The following is a 16,294-nucleotide window of genomic DNA, read 5'->3' on the forward strand; positions in this document are numbered from 1 at the left end:
GAGGCCTTCACGGACTTCAAGCTCAGCCGTGGTCCTCCAGCATCTCCGTCACCAGGGCGGCGATCGGCGAGCGCTCCGAGCGGGTCAGGGTCACGTGCGCGAAGAGCGGGTGGCCCTTCAGCTTCTCGATCACCGCCGAGACGCCGTCGTGCCGGCCGACGCGCAGGTTGTCGCGCTGGGCGACGTCGTGCGTGAGGACGACGCGGGACGCCGTGCCGAGCCGCGAGAGCACCGTGAGCAGGACGTTGCGTTCCAGTGACTGCGCCTCGTCGACGATGACGAACGTGTCGTGCAGCGAGCGGCCGCGGATGTGCGTCAGCGGGAGCACCTCGAGCATGCCGCGGTCGAAGACCTCGTCGAGGACGTCCTGGCTGACCAGCGCGCCGAGCGTGTCGAACACCGCCTGCGCCCACGGCTGCATCTTCTCGCTCTCGGACCCGGGCAGGTACCCGAGGTCCTGGCCGCCGACCGCGTAGACCGGCCGGAACACCACGACCTTGCGGTGCTGGCGGCGTTCCATCACGGCTTCCAGCCCGGCGCACAGCGCGAGCGCCGACTTGCCGGTACCGGCGCGGCCGCCGAGGGAGACGATGCCGACGTCGGAGTCGAGCAGCAGGTCGAGCGCGACGCGCTGCTCGGCGCTGCGGCCGTGCAGGCCGAACGCCTCGCGGTCGCCGCGGACCAGCCGGATGCGCTTGTCCGCGGTGATCCGCCCCAGCGCGCTGGAGCTGCCCGCGAGCAGCCGCAGCCCGGTGTGGCAGGGCAGCTCGGCGAGCTCGTCCATGCCGTACTCGACCGGGTCGACGGTGCCGCCGCCGAACAGCGTGTCCAGCACGTCCTGCTCGACGTCCACGTCCGCCATGCCCGTCCAGCCCGACGGGGTCACTTCCTGCGCGCGGTACTCGTCCGCCTCGAGACCGACGGCCCCGGCCTTGACCCGCAGCGGGATGTCCTTCGTCACCAGCGTGACCGACTCGTACTCCGCCGCCAGGTTCAGCGCACAGGCGAGGATCCGGTGGTCGTTGGAGTCGGTCCGGAACCCGATCGGGAGCACCGTCGGGTCCGAGTGGTTCAGCTCCACCTGCAGCGTGCCGCCGTGGTCCCCGATGGGGAGCGGCGCGTCGAGCCTGCCGTACTGCCGGCGCAGGTCGTCGAGCATGCGCAGGGACTCCCGGGCGAACCAGCCGAGCTCCGGGTGGTGGCGCTTCGCCTCCAGTTCACTGATGACGACCAGCGGAAGCACGACGGCGTGTTCGGCGAACCGGGTCACCGCCCACGGGTCCGAAAGGAGGACCGACGTGTCGAGCACGTACATGTGCTGCTGGGATTCGGGCGAGGTCGAGGCTTTCTCCGGGCCAGGAACGGCACCGGTCGAAGAACGGCCAGAGGCCTTACGGGGCAAACGCTGCGCAGTCACGACGGCATCTCCCTCGAGGGCGTGTGCACCTCACGCCCGCACTCGCTGGGCCGGGCACCTCCCTGGCTGGACCACTCCGCCTGACGAGCTGTCAGGCGACGCGGCCACGAGGGCCGGGTGCCGGCCCCCTCGTGCGTCTCGTGGGCGGCTGCGCCGCCCCCTCGATCACCGTCACGACCAGGGCCTCCCGCGAGGACCCGCACTGATCGCGTGCCCTCACCTCGGAAGGTACCTACGAATGCCGGATCGCGCAGGGAGCCAACCCGGTGATTCGCCAGATCGTCACCTCACTGTCGGTCGTCCGACATCGACAGCTGGTGACAGTCACTGTGGGTGACCCCTGTCCCGTTCGATGCACACTCGTCGGAATGATCTTGGGAAATTCGCTGACCCGTTGTATTCACAAGATCGATTGAACGGCTTCTACCACGGTTGGTTGCACCGCGCATTTTGCGCCAGCAATAGAGAACCGGTCCGAGTGAAAGCGCCTGCATCAGGCTCACACAATGGGCGTACAAGCCGTACGAGACGCCCTATAGGCGGGTAATTTTCTCACTGCGGGACACACCGCCGGTTCATCCGGCGCCCGGACCCCAACAGTTCTACCTAGGAGTGTGCCAAGTGCTGAAGAAGGCTGGTTTCGTCGCCGCCACCGCTGCGGGCCTCATGATGGTCGGCAGCACCGCGTTCGCCGCGACGGGCGACCACGGCGGCACCCCGGACCCGACGTTCGGCGACGCCTACGCCACGTTCATCGAGGGCGGCGGCGCCCTGGGCTACGGTGCGGCCTCCCTGGTCGCCGGCGCCTACACCGGCGTGCTGACCTCGCCGGCGCTGGTGCTGCACTCGCTGGAGCACCACCACCACTGAGTGTGGCGCGCGAAGGGCCCCGGAGCTCGCTCCGGGGCCCTTCGGCATGTCAGGAACCGAATCGGCGGTGCCGCCAGGCGTAGTCGCGAATGGCGCGCAAGAAGTCGACCCGGCGAAATGCCGGCCAGTACGCTTCGGTGAACCAGAATTCCGAATGCGCGGACTGCCAGAGCAGGAATCCGGAAAGCCGTTGTTCGCCGGAGGTGCGGATGATGAGGTCCGGATCCGGCTGCCCCGAGGTGTAGAGGTGCTCGGAGATGTGGTCGACGTCCAGGATCTTCGCGAGCTCGTGAATCGTCCGGCCTTCGTCGGCGTGCTGGAGCAGCAACTTGCGGACTGCATCGGCGATTTCCTGGCGCCCGCCGTAACCGACCGCGACGTTGACCTCCATCCCGGTCCGCCCCTCGGTGCGCGCGGCGGCTTCGCTGAGTCGCTTCGCGACGTCGGTGGGTAGCAGGTCGAGCGCGCCGACGATCCGCAGCTGCCAGGTCTTGCCGGGCGCGGAGAGCTCGTCGGTGACCCCGGTGATGATCTTCAGCAGGGGCGTGAGCTCGTCCGGGTCGCGGTTGAGGTTGTCGGTCGAGAGCAGCCACATGGTGACGACCTCGACCTCGGCCTCATGGCACCAGCTCAGGAAGTCCGCGATCTTCTTCGCCCCGGCGCGGTGGCCGTCCGAAACGTCCGCGAAGCCCGCTTCACGGGCCCAACGGCGGTTGCCGTCGAGCATGATGGCGATGTGCCGGGGATGCCGGCCTGCGGCCTGCTGGATGAGGCGCCGGCCGTAGGCGCTGTACACGACGTCGGACAAGAACGAGCGAACACTCACGTCCAGGAAGAGTACGCACCCGGTGTGAGGCGCGTGACTCGACCGCTGCCCGGGAACCTACGGTCCCGTAGCCTGGAACGGTGAGCGTGACGACGGAACCACCCGAGCCCGTTGTGGACCTCCGCCCGCGGCTGAGGGGCCACATCCACTTCTGGACATTCTTCGGCGCGGTCGCGGCAGCGGCGGCGCTGATCAGCCTGGCGGCGTCCACAGTGTCCGCGGTCGCGGCCCTGGCGACGTCGGTGTACGGCCTGACGGTGCTGGGGCTGTTCGGCGTGAGCGCGCTGTACCACCGCCGCTTCTGGAGCCCCCGCGCGTACAAGTGGATGAAGCGCGCGGACCACTCGATGATCTTCTTGTTCATCGCGGGCACGTACACCCCGTTCACCCTGCTGGCGATGTCCAAGCCGACGGGCTACGTGATCCTGTCGATCGTCTGGGGCGGCGCTATCGCCGGTGTGGCGCTGAAGATGCTGTGGCCGCACGCGCCGCGGTGGCTCGGAGTGCCGATCTACATCGCACTCGGGTGGGTCGCGGTGTTCGTGTTCCCCGAGCTCCTGTCGCACGCCGGTGTCGCGGCCTTGGTGCTGCTTTGCGTGGGTGGGCTGTTTTATACGCTGGGGGCGGCTTTTTACGGGTTCAAGTGGCCCAACCACTGGCCGGATACCTTTGGGTACCACGAGTTCTTCCACGCTTGCACCGTGCTTGCGGCTATTTCGCACTACATCGCGATCTGGCTGGCCATGTACGCCTAGCTGGGGTTTTGCTCGGTTTTCAAGCCCTCCATCCCGAAGCCCGATTGTGACTACGGCCGGGCTTCATATCGGGATGCAGGGTGGGGTGTGTTGTCGGCCGCCCCGTCGGCCTGCGGGCGCTGGGGACCTCCCCTGGAAGTCCCCAGCGAACCGCCACCTCAGCCGAACATGCCCGGCTGGTACTCGCCCGCCGGGTTGCGGGCGATGACGTTCAGGCGGTTCCACGTGTTGATCTCCGCCACCAGGCAGACCAGCGCCCCGATCTGCTCGTCGTCGTAGTGCTTGCGGACCTGGGCCCACGTCTCGTCCGTCACGCCGATGTGGGTGTCCGCCAGGCGGGTCCCCTCCTCCGTCAACGCCAATGCCGCGCGCTCCGCCTCCGTGAACACCACCGCTTCGCGCCACGCCGCCACCATCGCCAGGCGGACCGCCGTCTCGCCCGCCGCCGCCGCGTCCTTCGTGTGCATGTCGAGGCACATTCCGCAGCCGTTGATCTGGCTCGCACGGATCTTCACCAGCTCCTGCGTCGCCTTCGGGAGGGACGACTCCTCGATCGGGCGCGACGCCGCGATCAGGCGCTTGAAGAACTTGCTCGTGACCTCGTTCTCGAACATGTTGAAGCGCGCTTCCATGACCGTTTCCCTTCGTCGTTTACACAGCCATGACGACGTGCGCCGCGGCGTTGTGACAGCCCGGGACGTGGCGCCGGTCACAGCGAAATCAGCTACACACCTTCGCGCCATCCCCCACCCTGCTGCTCACGGCGAACACACCCTTCGCGACCTGCGGGAACTCGGCAGGCATCGCCAGCGGGCCGCGCTTCAAACCACCACTTTCCGGGGTCACCCACGCGTACACCACGACGGTTGCCGTGATCAACAGCACGGCCGACCGTGGCTCTCAACAGACCCAACGCGTGGAAGGAGCAGCACAGCGATGGCCAAGACCATGCAGCCCCAGGAGCTCATCGACAGTGCCGTGGTCGACCCGGCCGGCAACAAGCTCGGGAAGGTCGGCAATGTCTACCTCGCCGACGCGACGCACCAGCCGGAGTGGATCACCGTCAAGACCGGTCTGTTCGGCACCAAGGAGAGCTTCGTCCCGCTCTCCGGCGCGCACACCGACAAGGACGGCGTGCACGTCCGCGTCGACAAGGACGCCGTCTCCGACGCGCCGCGCATCGACGCCGACGGGCACCTCTCCCCCGAGGAAAGCGCCCAGCTCTACCAGCACTATGGCCTGCCGATGCCGCGGACCTCGCCGGACGGCCGGATGGACGGCCGCACGGGTGACCGGACGCAGGGCCGGGACCCGGCCATGGGCGGCACCGGCCGGGGCCGGGACGGGATGGCCGCCGGGCGCGGCAAGTCCGAAATGGACGCCAAGGGCCGCGGTCAGTCCGGAATGGACGCCGGGAACCGCGGGAAGTCCGACAAGGACAGCATGACGCGGTCCGAGGAACGGCTGAACGTCGGCACCGAGCAGGTCGAGACCGGCCACGTGCGGCTGCGCAAGTACGTCGTCACCGAGGAGCAGCAGGTCACCGTCCCGGTGCGGCACGAGGAAGTGCGCATCGAGCGGGAGCCGATCAAGGACGGTCAGGCCGGCGGCGCCGAGATCGGCGAGGCCGAGAAGGACATCGTCCTCCACGCCGAGAAGCCCGTGGTGAGCAAGGAAACGGTGCCGGTCGAGCGGGTGCGCCTGCGGACCGAGACGGTCACCGACGAGCAGACCGTCTCCGGCAAGGTCCGCAAGGAGCAGTTCGAGGTCACCGACGACAACGGCAAGCACCGCAAGTAAGAAGAGCTGCGGAGGGGGTGGCCGGTTCCCGACACCGGCCACCCCCTCCGTCATGCCCGCAGCATCGGCGCCGCCAGGAACTGCTCCGGGATGGCGAACGCGTCGACCAGCGCCCGCGCGTGGGGGCGCAGCTGGGCGCACAGGCCGTTCACCGCCGCGGTGACGGCCTTTCCGCGCGACGCCGTCAGGCGGCCGTGACCCAGGAACCAGGCCAGGTCCTCTTCGATCGCCGACAGCGCGTACAGATCGCAGACGCGGTCGAGCAGCGTGCGGGCGTCCGGGTCCTCGCAGCGCTCGATGGCCGCCGCGAACGCCTCCAGCACCAGGCGCTCCACGTGCACGCGGCCCGCGCGCAGCACGTGGTCCTGGGCCGAGTTGAACACCCCGAACGGGTCCGACGCCGCCTTGCGCAGGCGTTTCGCCACCCCCTCGACGACGTGCTCCTCGCGGTCTTCGAACAGCTTCAGCTGCCACTCGCGGCGGAAGAAGACGTCCGCGTCGGACCCCTCGGTCAGCGACTCGAGCGCCTTCCGCACCGACGTCCGCTCCAGGATCGTGTTGACCACCTGGTCGGTGAAGAACCGGGCCGTGGCCAGCGGCGAAAGGTCCTCGAAGTCGTGCTTGTAGCTGGTCAGCAGCCCCTTTGCGACCAGCTGCAGCAGCACCGTGTTGTCGCCTTCGAACGTCGTGAAGACGTCGGTGTCGGCCTTCAGGCCCGGCAAGATGTTCTCCGCCAGGTAGCCCGAGCCGCCGCACGCCTCGCGCGCCGCCTGGATCGTCGCCGTCGCGTGCCACGTCGTGAGCGCCTTCAACCCGGCCGCGCGCGACTCCAGCTCGCGCTGCTCCTCCTCGGGCGCCGACGAGTCGATGTCGTGCAGCTTCGACACCAACCCCTCCTGCGCGAAGGACAGCGCGTACGTCTTCGCCAGCGCCGGCAACAGCTTCCGCTGGTGCCCGAGGTAGTCGAGGATCACGACCTCGTCGCCGTCCGGCGTCATGAACTGGCGGCGCTGCTCGCCGTAGCGGATCGCCAGGGCCAGCGCGCGCTTCGTCGCGCTCCCCGCGCTTCCGCCGACGCTCACCCGGCCGCGGATCAGCGTGCCCAGCATCGTGAAGAACCGGCGGCTGTCGCTCTCGATCGGGCTCGAGTAAGAGCCGTCGGAGTCGACGTCGCCGAAGCGGTTCAGCAGGGCCTCGCGCGGGATCCGGACGTTGTCGAAGTTCAACCGTCCGTTGTCGACGCCGTTCAGGCCCGCTTTGGGGCCGCAGTCCTCGATGGACACTCCCGGCATCGGCGCGCCATCGGCGTCCCGGATCGGCACCATGAAGGCGTGCACACCACGGGATTCGCCGCCGGTGACGAGCTGGGCGAACACCACCGCCATCCGGCCGTCACGGGCCGCGTTGCCGATGTATTCCTTCTGCGCCATGGCGTCCGGCGTGTGGATGACGAACCCGCCGTCCACAAAGGTCGCCGTGGTGCGCAGGTGCTGGACGTCGGAGCCGTGGCCGTGCTCGGTCATCGCGAAGCAGCCGAGCAGGTCGAGGTCCATGATCGCGCGCAGGTGCGCCGCGTGGTGCCGCTCGGTGCCGAGCAGCTGGACGGCGCCGCCGAACAGTCCCCATTGGACACCGGCCTTGACCATCAGCGACAGGTCGCCGAAGCCGAGCATCTCGAAGGACGTCACCGAGCCGCCGACGTCGCCACCGCCGCCGTACGCGGGGTCGAAACCCAGGTCGGGCCGGTCGGTCTCGGCGAGCGCCCGCAGCTGGTCGAGCACCTGGGCGCGGTGTGCCTCGATGTCCAGGTCCACCGGGTCGCGGAACTCGGAGTCGCTCATCTGCGCGCGCACCCCGCGGCGCAGCTCGGCCCAGCGTCCGTCGAGGACGGTGGTCAGCGCGTCCGGCTCCACCTTCGACGGCACTTCGGGGATGTCCACGGCTACCTCCGGAAAAGGCCTGACGGCAGGCTCCCTACTCGTTGGTAGTAAGCCTGCCGCAGCCGCGCCGATCCCGCAGGTTCAGATCGGCTCGCCGTCGACCGTCACGTTCGTGAGCTGGGCGTTGTCCACGGATCCGGGCTTGCGCGATCGGCGAAACGGCTGTCATGATCGGTCCATGTCGATTCGAAAGGGCGTGCGCGCCCTCGCGCGTTGAGCGCCTCCCGGCGGCACGACCGCCGTGTCTTTCACCCGGACGGGAACCTCGAACCCTGGTCACGGGCCCTCGAAATCCGCGACTCCTGGCTGAGCCAGGCGCTGAGCACCGAGCCGGCTGACCGGCCGGCCGCGGAAGCGGCCATCACCCGCCTTTACGAGCTGGCCGGCGCCGCGCCGCCGACGTTTTCGTGGGTGGCTTCCCCGGCCGCCGCGGTCGCGCTGATGTCACCCACGCAAGCGCTTTCCCTGGGCGGGAAACTGCCGGTCGAAGCACGTGTGGCGACGCTGGTGACGTCCCTGCGCGAGCGGCTCGACCGGCGGATCGGCGCCTGGCGCGACCGGGCCCGGCCGGTGAACCGGCCACCGCCGGATCCGGCCGGGGTTTCCTTGCGGGCGTTGCTGAACAACGGGCTGGGGCCCGCACTGCGGCGGTCGATCCGGGACTACGTCAGCGGTGCCGTGCGCGGTGAGCTCACGACGGGCGCCGGGCTGCACTGGGGCGGCCAGCACGAAGCCCATTGGGTCGCGCTGTACGACCTCCACCGGCGGGCGGACGGCGTGCGGTTCGACCCCGCCGACGGTCTCGAACTGGATCTGTGGGCCGCGCTCGCGCGGTCGTGCGGCTGGTGGTGGCCGCGGGAAGGTGTCTGCGTCATCGCCGAACGGCCGCTCGTCGTGCGCACCGAACGAGGCGACGACCCGTACGGCCTGGTCCGGCTGCACCACGAGACCGGCCCCGCGATGGCGTTCCCCGACGGCTGGACCGTGCACGCGTGGCACGGGACGCGGGTGCCGTCCTGGGTGATCGACGCGCCGACGGCCGACCTGATCATGGCGGAGCGCAACGTCGAGGTGCGCCGGTGCGCGATCGAGCACCTCGGCTGGACGGCGTTCGTGGAAGAGGCGGGGCTCGAGCTCCTCGACCGCGCCGGCGATCCCGGCAACCCCGGGTGCGAACTCCGGCTCTACGACGGCTCGACGACCCGGCTGCTGCTGGTGGTCAACGGCTCCGTCGAGCGCGACGGCACGCGCCGGCAGTACGGGTTGCGCGTGCCCGCCGAAATCGACCATCCCCTCGACGCCGCCGGCTGGACATACGGGCTCACCGGAGCCCAGTACGCGCAGCTGCGGCGCCGGACCTGAACTCCTTGAGGTGATCCCATGTATTTGGCTGAACTGCTCGACCGGACCGGGCTCGACGTGCTCGCCCACCTCGACCGGCAGGTCGACGTCCCGGTGATCGACGGCCTCCAGGCCCAGGGCGACCTGATGGTGGTGCCGGTGGAGATGGCCACCGCCGTGCGCGCTCAGGGTGGCTGGCACGCCCTGCCCGCGGAAGGCGCCGAACTCGTCCGGGGCGGCGACGGCACCAACCCGCACACGCTGGTCGGCTCGTGCGAGCTGACGACGTGGGTGAGCGACCCCGAGGGGCTGGCGGTCGCGGCGATCGACAATGCGGCGCCGGTGTACCTGGTGCACCCGGAGCACGGAGCGACGGGCATCGCGCCGGGGAGGTGGCTCGTGCGGCGGCAGCGGGAGGCGAGTGGCTTCCGGAAGGCCGGGACGAGCTTTTACCAGGGTGGGCCGGTGTTGATCGCCGACTGAGGGGTCGTGGGGTGCCGCCGAGGGGGCGGCACCCCACGGCTCGGTCGGGCGGGTTCGCGACTCGGCGGTTGGGCTTGCGGCCCAGCAGCCGCTCGGGCTGCCGACCGCCCCGGCATCCCCGCGACCGCGCGGGCGGGTGGGCCTGCCCGTCGCCGCCCGGATGGCATGAACGACTCTTTCAGGGCGTCAGAGGCCATGAAAGAGTCGTTCATGACGTTCAGGCCAGGTCGGGGCCCTGGGAACGCAGGTCGTCGACCTTGGTCATCGCTTCGCGCAGCTCGCCCAGCCAGCTGTCCGCGTGCTCGCCCACCAGGCGCACCGCCCACGCCAGCGCGTCCGACCTCGACCGTGCCACGCCGGCGTCGACCAGGGTGTCGAGGATCAAGCGCTCCGGCTGGCGCAGCCGGGTCATCACCGGGGCCGAATGCGTCGTGAACAGCGCCTTCGTCCCACCGAGGCGCGCGCCCCACGCCACCTTGCGCTGGTAGCGGTGCTCGGCCTGGCGCGCGATCTCGATGCGCTCGTCGCGCGTCTCCTCGCGGTGGCGGCTGATCCGGCCCTCCTCCGCCGCCGCTCGGGCCGCGTCGTCGGCGTACTCCTCCGTGAGCGCCGGCAGCTCGCCCACCACGATGATCTCCTCGCGGTCAACCGTGATCTCCGGTGCGCCGGTGAACCACCCGTCGGGCAGACGCCCGCCGAACCAAGCCGCCGCGTCGCCCGCCGAGGGCACTTCGGCCTGCTGCCAGCCCCCGCTGCCCTTCCAGCCTCGTCCCATGACTCCACCTCCGCGATTACATGATTACAACGCTGCTGACGCTACGCCGAATACACCCGGAAGAGCACCGCGTTCACCCAGGGCGATCAGAGCTGGGCGGACAACGCCTCGGACGTCGTCACCGGCCGGTCGCAGACGTACCCGCGGCAGACGTAAGCCGCCGGCGACCCGTCCACCAGCGGACGCTCCGCCAGCAGCGGGACGCCCGGCGCGTCCGGCTCGCCGGCCAGCACGATGCCGCCGCCGTGCACGCCCCGCGCCGCGGCCAGGCGCAACGCCGGGTCCGCGCCGACCACCGCGACCTGCACCGGGCCGGCCTGCAGCGCCTCCGCGACCGACAGCCAGTGCCCGGCGAACCGCGGCACCCGCGCGGCCAGCACCCCGACGCGTCGCAGCGCCTGCTCGGCTGCTTCGCGGTACCGCGAAGAATCGGAATGCCCAGCCAGCGCGGACGCCGTCAGCAGCGCCCCGGCCAGCGCCGACGCCCCGGCGGGGCTCGCGTTGTCGCCGGGGTCGGCCGGACGCTGGACCAGCGTCTCGGCGTCGTCGGCGGTGTCGAAGTACGCGCCCGGGACCTCCGGGGACGCGAAGTGCGCCAACGCCAGGTCGAGCAGCCGCGTCGCCTCGGTGAGCCACTTCGCGGCACCGGTCGCCTGGTGCAGGGCCAGGAACCCGTCGGCGACGCAGGCGTAGTCCTCCAACACCCCGGCGGACTCCCCGACGACGCCGTCGCGCGAGCTGCGCCGCAACCGGCCGTCGACGACGTGCACCCGAAGCAGCAGATCGGCCGCGGAAGCCGCCCATTCGATCCACTGTGGACGATCCAGCGCGACGCCGGCCTCGGCCAGCGCCGTGATCGCCAGGCCGTTCCAGGACGCGATCACCTTGTCGTCCCGGCCCGGCTGCGGCCGCTTCGCGCGCGCCTCCAGCAACTTGACGCGAGTCGACTCCGGCAGGTCGCCGAACAGCCGCAACGTCGACGCGCCCTCCTCGAACGTCCCCTCCTCGGTGACACCGAACAGCGAAGCCGCGGAATCGTCACCGACGACCTCACGCAGCTGCGACGGCGTCCACACGTACGTCAAGCCTTCGACGCCGTCGGTGTCCGCGTCCAGCGAAGACGCGAAGCCACCCTCGGCTGTCCGCAGATATTCGAAAAGGAACTCGGCGGTCCCGGAAGCGACGCGCAACGCCGTCGCCGAGCCGGTACGACGCCACAGGTGCGCATAGAACCGCAGGAGCAACGCGTTGTCGTACAACATCTTCTCGAAGTGCGGCACCACCCACCCGGCGTCCACGGAGTAGCGCGCGAAGCCGCCCGCGAGCTGGTCGTACAGCCCGCCGCGGGCCATCGCCTCGGCCGTCTGGTCCACAAGCGACAGAGCGGCCTCGGACCCGGTGCGCTCGTGGTGGCGCAGCAGGAACTCCAGCACCATCGACGGCGGGAACTTCGGCGCGCGGCCGAACCCGCCGTTGACCGGGTCCGCCTCCTGCCGCAGTTTCTCGACCGCGCCGGCGAGCACGGCCTCGTCCACCACGGCCTCCTGCAGCGGGCCGGTCTGCTCGGCGAGGTGCGCGACGATCTGCTTGGCGCCGTCCAGCAGCTCGGCCGGCCGCTCCTGCCACGCCTCGGCGACGGCGGCGAGCAGCTGCCGGAACGACGGCATGCCCGGCCGCGGCGACGGCGGGTAGTAGGTGCCGCAGTGGAACGGCTCGCCGTCCGGGGTCAGGAAGCACGTCATCGGCCAGCCGCCCTGCCCGGTCATCGCCTGCGTGGCGGCCATGTACACGGCGTCGATGTCGGGCCGCTCCTCGCGGTCGACCTTGATGTTGACGAAGTTCGCGTTCATCACCGCCGCGGTCTCGGTGTCTTCGAACGACTCGTGCGCCATGACGTGACACCAGTGACACGCCGCGTAGCCCACGGAAAGCAGGATGGGCACGTTCCGCCGCTTCGCCTCGGCGAGCGCCTCCGCCCCCCACTGCCACCACTCGACCGGGTTGTCCGCGTGCTGGAGCAGGTACGGGCTGGTCGCATCGGCGAGACGGTTCATACCTCCCAGCGTAGGTCGGGGGTCACGAGCAGGTTCCCGCCGTACTCCCGGACCTGTGCTGCCCGGGAGTACGGCGTGCCGAGCCGGAGCTGCTCCCGGGGCCCGAAGGGTCATCGACTGTCCGCCCTTCCCGAAAACCGGACGCGCCGGACCTGGTTGTCGTTCACACTGGGCCCGTGCTGCTGACGATCACGACGACCCGGAACCCCGCTACCGACTTGGGTTTTCTCCTGCACAAGCACCCGGAGAAGGCGCAGTCGGTCACGTTGTCCGCGGGCACGGCACACGTCTTCTACCCGGAAGCGTCGGAAGATCGCTGCACCGTCGCGCTGTTCGTCGAAATCGACCCGATCGGGCTTGTGCGCGGTGGCGGGACTTCGTTGACGCAGTACGTCAACGACCGGCCCTACGCCGGCGGCTCGTACCTCGCGGTCGCGCTGCGGGCGGCGTTCACGACGGCGCTCGCGGGTCGCTGCGCCGCGCGTCCGGAGCTCGTCGACGAACTCTTCGAGCTGGAGATCCGCGTGCCGTCGCTGTCCGCGCGCGGCGGTGCCGAGGTGGTGCACAAGGTGTTCGAGCCGCTCGGCTGGCGCGTTTCGACCGCGCCGATCCCACTCGACCCGCAGTTTCCGCAGTGGGGCGAGAGCCGCTATGTCGACTTGACGCTCGCCGGCACGCACCGGGTCACCGACGCGCTGCGTCACCTCTACGTCCTGCTGCCCGCGCTCGACGGCGGCAAGCACTACTGGGTCGGGCAGGACGAGGCCGACAAGCTGCTGCGCGCCGGCGACGGCTGGCTCGCCGGGCACCCGGAGCGGACGCTCATCACGAACCGCTACCTCGAGCGGCGCCGCCCGGTCGTGCACTACGCGCTTTCGCGGCTGGCCGAGGCGGACGACGTCCCGGCGGAGGCCGAGGCGCTCGTCACCGAGCTGCCGGACAAGCCGGAGAGCCTCGCGTCGCAGCGCCACGGCAGCGTGCTCGCCGCGTTGCGGGCCGCGGGCGCGCGGCGCGTGCTCGACCTCGGCTGCGGGAACGGCGCCCTGCTGCGCGTCCTCGATAAGGACCGGTCGTTCACCGAGATCGTCGGCGTCGACGTCTCCGCGAGCGCGCTCGACGTCGCGGAGAAGCGGCTGAAGGACAACACCCGCGTCACGCTGCGGCAGTCCGCGCTCACCTACGCCGACCCGGCGCTGGCCGGGTACGACGCCGCCGTGCTCATGGAGGTCGTCGAGCACGTCGACGAGGAGCGCCTGCCGGCTCTTGAACACGCCGTGTTCGGGGTCGCGGCGCCGCGCACGGTGCTCGTCACGACGCCGAACGCGGAGTACAACCGGCTGTTCGAATTCCTGCCGATGGGGCATTTCCGCCACGCCGATCACCGGTTCGAATGGACACGGGCGCAGTTCCGCGCGTGGGCGGACGGCGTCGCGGCCCGAAATCGCTACGGCGTTCGTTACCTGCCGGTGGGACCGGAGGACCAGACTTCAGGACCGCCGACCCAGCTGGCGGTCTTCACGAGTGAGAAGGAGGTGGCCGCGTGAAGCTGACCGTTCCCGACATGTCGCTCGTCGTGCTCGTCGGCGCTTCCGGCTCCGGCAAGTCGACGTTCGCGCGCACGCACTTCGCGCCGACGCAGGTGCTCTCCAGCGACTTCTTCCGCGGGCTCGTCGCCGACGACGAGAACGACCAGTCCGCGTCCGCCGACGCCTTCGACGCGCTGCACTACGTCGCGGGCAAGCGGCTCGCGGCCGGGCGCATGACCGTCATCGACGCGACGAACGTGCAGCGCGCTTCGCGGGCGAGCCTGGTGAAGCTCGCGAAGGAGCACGACGTGCTGCCGACGGCGATCGTGCTCGACCTGCCGCTGGGCGTCTGCGTGGCGCGCAACGCTTCGCGCCCTGAGCGCGACTTCGGCGACCACGTCGTCCGGCGGCAGCGCGGCGAGCTGCAGCGGTCGCTGAAGTCGTTGGAGCGCGAGGGTTTCCGGCGGGTGCACGTGCTGCGGTCCGAGGCCGAGGTGGCCGAGGCCGAGATCGCCGTCGAGCCGCTGCGCAACGACAAGCGCGCGCTGACCGGGCCGTTCGACGTGATCGGCGACGTCCACGGCTGCGCGGGCGAGCTCGAGCAGCTGCTGACCGAGCTGGGGTACGTCGACGGCGTCCACCCGGACGGGCGGATCGCGGTGTTCGTCGGCGACCTCGTCGACCGCGGCCCGGACACCCCGGGCGTGCTGCGGCGCGTGATGGGAATGGCCGGGTCCGGCGACGCGCTGGTCGTGTGCGGCAACCACGAGCAGAAGCTGGTGCGCGCGCTGCACGGCCGGAAGGTCAACGGCGCGCACGGGCTCGCGGAGTCGCTGGCGCAGCTCGCCGCCGAGAGCGAAGAGTTCCGCCGGGCGGCGCACGAGTTCTGCGACGGCCTGATCGCGCACTACGTCCTCGACGGCGGCCACCTCGTCGTCGCGCACGCCGGGCTGCCCGAGCGGTACCACGGGCGCGCCTCCGGGCGGGTGCGGAGCATGGCGCTCTACGGCGACACGACCGGCGAGACCGACGAGTACGGCCTGCCGGTGCGGCTGCCGTGGGCGCGTGACTACCGCGGGTCCGCGATGGTCCTCTACGGGCACACGCCGACGCTGGAGCCGGAGTGGGTCAACAACACGATGTGCCTCGACACCGGGGTCGTCTTCGGCGGGAAGCTGACCGCGCTGCGCTACCCGGAGCGGGAAGTCGTCTCCGTGAAGGCGCACCGCGTCTGGTACGAGCCGACCAAGCCGCTCGACGCGTCGCGGCCGCTCGGCGGGCGCGAGCCGGCGGTGCTGGAGCTGGCCGACGTCACCGGGAAGCGGATCGTGCAGACGGCGCACCACGGCCGCGTCGGCGTCTCGGCGGAGCAGTCGGCGGCGGCGCTGGAGGTGATGAGCCGGTTCGCGGTCGACCCGCGGTGGCTGGCCTACCTGCCGCCGACCATGGCGCCTTGCTCGACGTCTTCGCGCGAGGGCTACCTGGAGCACCCGGAGGAGGCGTTCGCCGAGTACCGCGCGGCGGGCGTGGAGTCGGTGCTGTGCGAGGAGAAGCACATGGGCTCGCGGGCCGTGGTGCTGGTGTGCCAGGACGACGACGTCGCATACCGGCGCTTCGGGATCCGCGGCGGCGGAGCGGTTTACACGCGCACCGGACGGCCGTTCTTCTCGGCGGAGCAGAACCTCGAGCTGCTGGCCGACGTCCGGGCGGCGGCGGCCGAGCTGTTCGACGGGCTGAACAGCGGCTGGCTGCTGTTCGACGCCGAGCTGCTGCCGTGGAGCGCGAAGGCGGGTCCGCTGATCGCGGACCAGTACGCGTCGGTCGGCGCGGCGGCCCAGGCGGTGCTGCCGGCGGCGGTCTCGGCGCTGACGACGGCGTCCGCGCGCGGCATCGACGTCACGGACCTGCTGGAGCGTACGGCAACCCGAGAGTCCACAGTGGAGTCGTACCGGGCGGCGTACCGGCAGTACTGCTGGCCCACTTCGGGTCTGGAAGGGGTCAAGCTGGCGCCGTTCCAGCTGCTGGCGTCGGAAGGGGCGAGCTACCACGACCGGCCGCACGAGTGGCACCTGTCGATGCTCGGCCGGCTGGCCGGGCCACGGTTCCAGCGCACCCGGACCCTGGCGGTCGATCTCCTCGACGAGGAGTCGGTCGCCCGCGGCGTCGCGTGGTGGGAGGAGCTGACCGGCGCAGGCGGCGAAGGCATGGTCGTCAAGCCGTCGGCGAACCTGACCCGCGGCGCGCGCGGGCTGGTCCAGCCGGGCGTGAAGGTCCGCGGGCGCGAGTACCTGCGGATCATCTACGGACCGGACTACACGCTGCCGGCCAACCTCGAGCGGCTGCGCAAGCGGGGGTTGAACCGGAAGCGCACGCTGGCGCTGCGCGAGTACGCGCTGGGGCTGGAGGCCCTGGAGCGCGTCGCGCGGGGTGAGCCGCTGTGGCGGGTCCACGAGTGCGTGTTCGCGGTGCTCGCCCTGGAGTCCGACCCGGTGGACCCGCGGCTTTGA

General features: G+C 70.7%; 13 protein-coding genes. 7 read left to right on the top strand and 6 right to left on the bottom strand.

What is annotated here, in order from left to right; genetic code table 11:
* Positions 1-22: 22 nt before the first annotated feature.
* A complete protein-coding gene (locus AB0C38_RS25795) occupies positions 23-1,315 on the bottom strand; it encodes a PhoH family protein (RefSeq protein ID WP_360677747.1) in 1,293 nt (430 codons plus the stop codon).
* A 723-nt stretch (positions 1,316-2,038) separates the two neighbouring features.
* On the opposite strand from AB0C38_RS25795, the gene AB0C38_RS25800 reads away from it, so the two are divergent.
* Positions 2,039-2,287: a hypothetical protein gene (locus tag AB0C38_RS25800; protein WP_360677749.1), complete on the top strand. Its 249-nt coding sequence runs from the start codon at positions 2,039-2,041 to the stop codon at positions 2,285-2,287.
* Between the two features lie 49 nt (positions 2,288-2,336).
* Here AB0C38_RS25800 and AB0C38_RS25805 read toward each other — a convergent pair whose 3' ends face one another.
* Positions 2,337-3,113 (bottom strand): isoprenyl transferase, encoded by a 777-nt coding sequence (locus AB0C38_RS25805; protein WP_360677751.1) that lies wholly within the window; start codon positions 3,111-3,113, stop codon positions 2,337-2,339.
* Positions 3,114-3,193: 80 nt separating this feature from the next.
* Between AB0C38_RS25805 and AB0C38_RS25810 the strand changes: the two genes are divergently transcribed.
* Positions 3,194-3,868, top strand: coding sequence for a hemolysin III family protein (locus AB0C38_RS25810; protein ID WP_360677753.1), 675 nt, complete (start codon positions 3,194-3,196; stop codon positions 3,866-3,868).
* A 158-nt stretch (positions 3,869-4,026) separates the two neighbouring features.
* On the opposite strand, the gene AB0C38_RS25815 is transcribed toward AB0C38_RS25810, so the two are convergent.
* Entirely contained in the window at positions 4,027-4,500 is a 474-nt protein-coding gene (locus AB0C38_RS25815; protein ID WP_360677755.1) for a carboxymuconolactone decarboxylase family protein, read from the bottom strand.
* 304 nt (positions 4,501-4,804) lie between these two features.
* Here AB0C38_RS25815 and AB0C38_RS25820 point away from each other — a divergent pair, with 304 nt between their 5' ends.
* Entirely contained in the window at positions 4,805-5,668 is an 864-nt protein-coding gene (locus tag AB0C38_RS25820; protein WP_360677757.1) for a PRC and DUF2382 domain-containing protein, read from the top strand.
* 50 nt (positions 5,669-5,718) lie between these two features.
* Here the strand turns inward: AB0C38_RS25820 and AB0C38_RS25825 are convergent, their stop codons facing one another.
* Positions 5,719-7,608 (bottom strand): acyl-CoA dehydrogenase, encoded by a 1,890-nt coding sequence (locus tag AB0C38_RS25825; RefSeq protein ID WP_360677759.1) that lies wholly within the window; start codon positions 7,606-7,608, stop codon positions 5,719-5,721.
* 213 nt (positions 7,609-7,821) lie between these two features.
* Between AB0C38_RS25825 and AB0C38_RS25830 the strand changes: the two genes are divergently transcribed.
* Both AB0C38_RS25830 and AB0C38_RS25835 read left to right on the top strand, forming a co-directional pair.
* Positions 7,822-8,970 carry a DUF6745 domain-containing protein gene (locus tag AB0C38_RS25830; protein ID WP_360677761.1) on the top strand — a complete coding sequence of 383 codons (1,149 nt, stop codon included), beginning with the start codon at positions 7,822-7,824 and terminating at the stop codon, positions 8,968-8,970.
* 18 nt (positions 8,971-8,988) lie between these two features.
* The gene (locus AB0C38_RS25835; protein WP_360677763.1) at positions 8,989-9,432 is read left to right on the top strand and encodes a hypothetical protein; all 444 of its coding nucleotides are present in this window, start codon (positions 8,989-8,991) and stop codon (positions 9,430-9,432) included.
* 217 nt (positions 9,433-9,649) lie between these two features.
* Here AB0C38_RS25835 and AB0C38_RS25840 read toward each other — a convergent pair whose 3' ends face one another.
* The gene (locus tag AB0C38_RS25840) at positions 9,650-10,207 is read right to left on the bottom strand and encodes a hypothetical protein (protein WP_360677765.1); all 558 of its coding nucleotides are present in this window, start codon (positions 10,205-10,207) and stop codon (positions 9,650-9,652) included.
* A gap of 86 nt (positions 10,208-10,293) precedes the next feature.
* On the bottom strand, positions 10,294-12,261 hold the full coding sequence (locus tag AB0C38_RS25845) for a thioredoxin domain-containing protein (RefSeq protein ID WP_360677767.1): 1,968 nt from the start codon (positions 12,259-12,261) through the stop codon (positions 10,294-10,296).
* Positions 12,262-12,437: 176 nt separating this feature from the next.
* Between AB0C38_RS25845 and AB0C38_RS25850 the strand changes: the two genes are divergently transcribed.
* Both AB0C38_RS25850 and AB0C38_RS25855 read left to right on the top strand, forming a co-directional pair.
* Positions 12,438-13,805 (top strand): 3' terminal RNA ribose 2'-O-methyltransferase Hen1, encoded by a 1,368-nt coding sequence (locus tag AB0C38_RS25850; protein WP_360677769.1) that lies wholly within the window; start codon positions 12,438-12,440, stop codon positions 13,803-13,805.
* On the top strand, positions 13,802-16,294 hold the full coding sequence (locus tag AB0C38_RS25855) for a polynucleotide kinase-phosphatase (protein WP_360677771.1): 2,493 nt from the start codon (positions 13,802-13,804) through the stop codon (positions 16,292-16,294). Before AB0C38_RS25850 ends, AB0C38_RS25855 begins: the two co-directional genes overlap by 4 nt.

Source organism: Amycolatopsis sp. NPDC048633 (genome assembly GCF_040650695.1).
Classification (GTDB): Bacteria; Actinomycetota; Actinomycetes; order Mycobacteriales; family Pseudonocardiaceae; genus Amycolatopsis.

Excerpts from the sequence above, each read along its gene's own strand:
- AB0C38_RS25845 (WP_360677767.1), bottom strand. The coding sequence starts at position 12,261 with ATGAACCGTCTCGCCGATGCGACCAGCCCGTACCTGCTCCAGCACGCG.
- AB0C38_RS25835 (WP_360677763.1), top strand. The coding sequence starts at position 8,989 with ATGTATTTGGCTGAACTGCTCGACCGGACCGGGCTCGACGTGCTCGCC.
- AB0C38_RS25820 (WP_360677757.1), top strand. The coding sequence starts at position 4,805 with ATGGCCAAGACCATGCAGCCCCAGGAGCTCATCGACAGTGCCGTGGTC.
- AB0C38_RS25795 (WP_360677747.1), bottom strand. The coding sequence starts at position 1,315 with ATGTACGTGCTCGACACGTCGGTCCTCCTTTCGGACCCGTGGGCGGTG.
- AB0C38_RS25815 (WP_360677755.1), bottom strand. The coding sequence starts at position 4,500 with ATGGAAGCGCGCTTCAACATGTTCGAGAACGAGGTCACGAGCAAGTTC.
- AB0C38_RS25840 (WP_360677765.1), bottom strand. The coding sequence starts at position 10,207 with ATGGGACGAGGCTGGAAGGGCAGCGGGGGCTGGCAGCAGGCCGAAGTG.